The 5,283-nt window shown below is 21.2% G+C and carries 5 protein-coding genes; 1 reads left to right on the top strand and 4 read right to left on the bottom strand.

What is annotated here, in order from left to right:
* On the bottom strand, positions 1-246 hold a 246-nt coding region (locus tag QZ288_RS11555), incomplete at its 3' end, for a hypothetical protein (RefSeq protein WP_295159024.1).
* Between the two features lie 93 nt (positions 247-339).
* On the opposite strand from QZ288_RS11555, the gene QZ288_RS11550 reads away from it, so the two are divergent.
* Positions 340-1,842, top strand: coding sequence for a glycosyltransferase 61 family protein (locus QZ288_RS11550; protein ID WP_295159022.1), 1,503 nt, complete (start codon positions 340-342; stop codon positions 1,840-1,842).
* On the opposite strand, the gene QZ288_RS11545 is transcribed toward QZ288_RS11550, so the two are convergent.
* The 3 genes from QZ288_RS11545 to QZ288_RS11535 all read right to left on the bottom strand — a co-directional run.
* Positions 1,839-2,957 (bottom strand): hypothetical protein, encoded by a 1,119-nt coding sequence (locus tag QZ288_RS11545; RefSeq protein ID WP_295159020.1) that lies wholly within the window; start codon positions 2,955-2,957, stop codon positions 1,839-1,841. The two genes, QZ288_RS11550 and QZ288_RS11545, sit on opposite strands and share 4 nt — an antisense overlap.
* 95 nt (positions 2,958-3,052) lie before the next feature.
* Positions 3,053-4,216: a glycosyltransferase family 2 protein gene (locus tag QZ288_RS11540; protein WP_295159018.1), complete on the bottom strand. Its 1,164-nt coding sequence runs from the start codon at positions 4,214-4,216 to the stop codon at positions 3,053-3,055.
* Positions 4,217-4,324: 108 nt separating this feature from the next.
* A partial coding sequence (locus QZ288_RS11535) for a glycosyltransferase family 2 protein (protein ID WP_295159016.1) occupies positions 4,325-5,283 on the bottom strand: 959 nt, incomplete at its 5' end.

Raw genomic sequence — 5,283 nt, 5'->3', positions numbered from 1 at the left:
TGTCTTGTCTTGTCTTGTCTTGTCTTGTCTTGTCTTGTCTTGTCTTGTCTTGTCTATTTTAAATTTTGGTATAAAAATATCTATACATTTTATAAATACAATAAACCATACTATAATATTTGCTGAATTATTTAATTTTTTTTCTGTTATATACGATTCTTTTTTAGTATTTATTGACAAATCATATAAAATAAAAAATGGTAATAGATTAAATATTTGTACTGTGTCTATAGTAGTTTCAGACATTTTTTATATATCCTTATCATTATGATATTGCAAACTATTATATACTACTATATAATGAATAAAATGTAAATAGTAATAATTTAGGAATTATATATGTATATAAAAGTTTATGGCAGTGATATAATGAAATCAAAAATAGATAACTCACTAAATATATGTAAAAATATATCTGAAAAAGAATTAAAATATGAAAAAATAACAAATGGTATAGTAGTTCCTTTTGAAAATGACAAAGTTAATATCGGAGGAGTGTTTAGAGAAAACGGCACAATATCCGAACTATCTAAAAGAGGATATACAATAAGTGCATACGGTAAAAAATATAATAGTGATTTTTCTTATGAAAATTTATTTCCTTCTAAATCTAATATTATATTTATAAATGAAAAAGCAGTTTTTATGGGAATAGGATATCATCAAGACCAATATGGCGAAACATTAATTGAATCTATAGACAGACTATGGTATTTATTAGATAAAAATATTAATGAATATAAAATAGTATTTATAAGGGATATTTCTAAAGACTGCATAGATTTATTAAAATTATTTGGCATAAAAAAAGATAATATCATAATAGCAAAAGAGCCCTTAAAATTCAAAGAAATTATAGTACCTGAAAAATCACTTAAATTAGATTGGAATATCAATATAAAATATAAATCTATTATTAATAAAATAAAAGCAAATGTAAAAACTTCAAAATATAAGAAAGTTTATTTTTCTAGAAATAAACTATCACAGAAAAGAACATTATGCAATAATCCGATAGATAAAACTTTTAAAAAGAATGGCTATAAAATATTTTATCCGGAAGAATTATCATTATATGAAAAAATTTCCATATTAAAAGGAGCTCAGTCTTTTGTAGGGTCAGCAGGAACAAATCAATTACATATATTATTTGCTAATGATAATTTGGAAAGTATTATTATTAATAGAAATGATATAGAAAATTATTTTTTTAGTTTTGATATGTTAATAAATTCTAGAATAACTATAATATCTGCAAATAATAATTTTTTACCGCCCGCTATTACGGCAGGACCTTTTTTAATAGGAGCAACAGAATATTTATTTAATTTTTTTGATGATAATAATTTCAAATATAATAAAAAAGAGTTTATGTATGAATATAGCCAAATTATAGATTATATATTTACTTGGTCTAAAGTATACAAAAGACGGTATATAGAGGATACAAAATATATAAGTGAAGAAGTAGAAGAAATATCAAAAGATGAACTCTCGGATAAATTAATAGATTTGCAATTATGTAGAATAGGCGAAAGTACAATACCTACAAAAACTTTTCTGTTTATAGGAAAAACAACTAAAGTAGGTTCTTTTCAAATGGATAATTTTTTCATAATTCAAATATTCGGATTTAATATAATTAATATAAAGCTTAATCATGAATTAAATTTTAAAACAAGAATAATGCATTTTTTAGTTAAATTAATGCCGATACCAAATTTAAGACAAAAACTTAGAAGTAGATTTAATTTGCCAAATCCTCCTTTTTGGAAAGAAGCTCTAGAAATAAGATTTACTGATATCTATAATAAATACAAAAACGAAAAAAATAAAGATTAATCTTTTAATATAGATTTAATATTTTCTAAAGATTCTTTATATAATTTATCAGAATAATCTAATATATTTTTAGCTTTACTTTTATATTCCCAATCAGACATATTTACGGCATATTTAAACTTTTGTATAAACTCATCATAATTATTATAAACCAAAGAATTATCACTATCCAAACCATACCTCAAAGAAAATGCTTTATGAACAATAGGTACAATACCAAAACCATAAACTAATTGAAAGCTACCAGAAACATCTTCAAAAAATCTTTTATGAGATTCTATATTAGGATCAAGCATCGGCAAAATAAAATCAGCATCTTCACAGTATTTATATAATTGAACATAATCTAAATAACCTGTAAACTCTACATTATCTTTAATATCATTTATATTTATATTTAAATTTGCAATTCTTCCTGTAAAAATTACTTTAAAATTATTAATGCCGGATTTAATAACATCTCTAATAGAATCAATTAATAAATCTAAATTTTTAGCACTATTAGCCTCTCTTGCAGTTAAAAGAAATTTTATAATATCCCTATTCTTACTTTTTAATTTTTTTTCTCCAAAATAATGAGGATTAACCCATTTACATTTACTGCTATTAGGCAAAAGAGTAATAGTATTTTTTTTTAATAATTTCAAATTATCAATAGTATGCTCTACTAAAATAATTCTATCTTTATTAAACACTATATTTTTATTAATTATATCATATATTAGATTTCTATTTGTTTCATAATAGATACTAGTATTAAAAAACAAATATTTATATTTAGTATAAAAGCTATCTGTCAATACTTTATAAATTTCATTTTCAGTCATATAAAATAAATTAATATTATTAAAAGCAAATCTATCCAAAACTTTATCTCTAACCATATAATAACTGACTATTATATCAACATTATAGTTTAATTTTTGAAAATAGTTAATAAAACCTGGTATGGTCTCACCATGACAAGCATTAATTTCCACTATGAGAATAGAGTTTTCTCTTATTTCATGTTTTATAAATTTATTATAATAATTTTTTTTTAAAGATATCTTTATATTAAAAATATTCAATATCTTATATTTAGCATCTTCATTATTTATAGAAATAAAACTCATAAAATAAACCTAAAATATTTTTATATATAATAACATATATATAAAAAATAATCAAAATCATTTAAAAAATTCAAGTAAAGCAAAAGAATGATTTTTTAATTTATTTCTAAACCATTTTTATGTAAAATTTTATATAAATAATCCTTATCAATAAAATCCAAGTTTAAATTAATAAATTCTATAACCTTGCTTTTAAAAATAGTTTTAAGTTTTTCTTTATCACAATTACTGCTATTTATTCTCTTTATAATATAAAATACAGCATTATCTAAAAAAGAAGCATTAATATATTTTTTATGATTTTCATCTAATTTTTTTTCTTTTATAAAATTAATTAAATCATTAAAAATAAAAAATATATCTGTTACATATTTTTCGTTAATGGTATTATCTTTTGAGTCATATCTAATATTATAATAATATAAATGAAAAGGAATATTTATTAATGAATTAGTTACAGTAAATATTTTATAATTGGCATTTAAATCTTGTGCTCTATATGCTGTTACCATAAAATCATATCCAAGTTTCAATAACAAATCTCTTTTATATAATTTATTCCATAATGCTGGATTTATCTTAGATAATGAAAATGATTCTATAATTGACTTACCATAAAGTAATGGTAATATTTCAAGAAAAATACTGCTTATAATTTTTAATTTATTAACAATAAAATATCCAAATGTTACTACATCCACATCATATTTAATCAAATGGTAAAAAGCTATTTCGCATGCATTCAATGACAAATAATCATCTCCATCAACAAAAAACAAAGAATATCCATTTGCTTCTTTTAATCCTGTGCTCCTTGCTCCTCCTGCTCCTATATTTTTTTCATGTTTTATATATTTTATTCTGCTATCTTTTAATGAATATTCCAAACATAATTTATCATCATCTACATTCGGTGAATTATCATTAACTATAATTATTTCTATATTTTTTAGTGTTTGATTTATAACACTTTCCAAACATTGCCTTAAATATTTTTCGCCTAAATTATATACTATTACTATTACAGATACATATATACAATTCATATTGCTATATTTTGATAAATAATCTAAATAATATCCAGACAGTAATATATTATTCAAATTATTATGATAAATTAACTTATCTATTTTTTCTTCTAATACATTTATTTTATTAACTAATGGTTTTGTCACTATCTTAATACCAAATATATTTCTTATTCTATATATGCCGCTATCATATTTACTGTATATAAATTTTAATATTCTTTTTAACATTTAATAACTCCTAAAAAACAAAAAACCTATACTGCATACAAAATTGCAATATAGGTTGTAATTTTTTATATTCTGAATTATTATAAAAGTATATGTACTCTTTACATATTAGGTCTGGTCTGGTCTGGTCTGGTCTGGTCTGGTCTGGTCTGGTCTGGTCTGGATTTTACTTATAATTTTTTTATCCATAATATCTAAATTTTTATTAATAAATTCATGTACATAAAAAATAAATTTATCAGCAAATTTATTGGAATCATTAGATTTTGCATTTATTTCATTTATAGTATAATAACAAATATTAATAAAAATTAAATTAATATATTTCTTATGCTCATTAATAAAATTATGAGATTTGATAAATTCAATTAAATTATCAAATACTATAAATATATCTTCTAAATATTTATCATTAATAATATTTTCTTGCGATCCAATTCTAAAATTATAATAATATAAACTAAATGGTATATTTACTAAAGAATTAGCTAAACTAAATATCTTATAATTAGCATTTAAATCTTCAGACCTGCATTGAGTTAACATAAAATCATATCCAAGTTTCAATAATAAATCTCTTTTATATAATTTATTCCATAATGCTGGATTTATTTTAGTTAATGAAAATGATTCTATTATATTTGCATCATAAAGTAATGGATAAGTTTCACAAAATACATCTTTAATATTTGTTTCAGAACCATTAACTATATAATATCCAAATGTAATTATATCTGCATTATATTTAATCAAATGGTAAAAAGCTATTTCGCATGCATTCAATGACAAATAATCATCTCCATCAACAAAAAACAAAGAATATCCATTTGCTTCTTTTAATCCTGTGCTCCTTGCTCCGCCTGCTCCTATATTTTTTTCATGTTTTATATATTTTATTCTGCTATCTTTTAATGAATATTCCAAACATAATTTATCATCATCTACATTCGGTGAATTATCATTAACTATAATTATTTCTATATTTTTTAGTGTTTGATTTATAACACTTTCTAAACATTGCCTTAAATATTTTTCGCCTAAATTATATACTATTACTATTACAGATA

This window comes from uncultured Brachyspira sp. (assembly GCF_910578695.1).
In the GTDB taxonomy this organism is placed as follows: Bacteria; Spirochaetota; Brachyspiria; order Brachyspirales; family Brachyspiraceae; genus Brachyspira.
The sequence above is the reverse complement of the archived record's forward strand: the minus strand, read 5'-3'. Positions and strand labels throughout refer to the sequence as shown.

Bases quoted from the DNA above. Each gene is read 5' to 3' on its own strand.
- QZ288_RS11550 (WP_295159022.1), top strand. From the start codon at position 340: ATGTATATAAAAGTTTATGGCAGTGATATAATGAAATCAAAAATAGAT.
- QZ288_RS11545 (WP_295159020.1), bottom strand. From the start codon at position 2,957: ATGAGTTTTATTTCTATAAATAATGAAGATGCTAAATATAAGATATTG.
- QZ288_RS11540 (WP_295159018.1), bottom strand. From the start codon at position 4,216: ATGTTAAAAAGAATATTAAAATTTATATACAGTAAATATGATAGCGGC.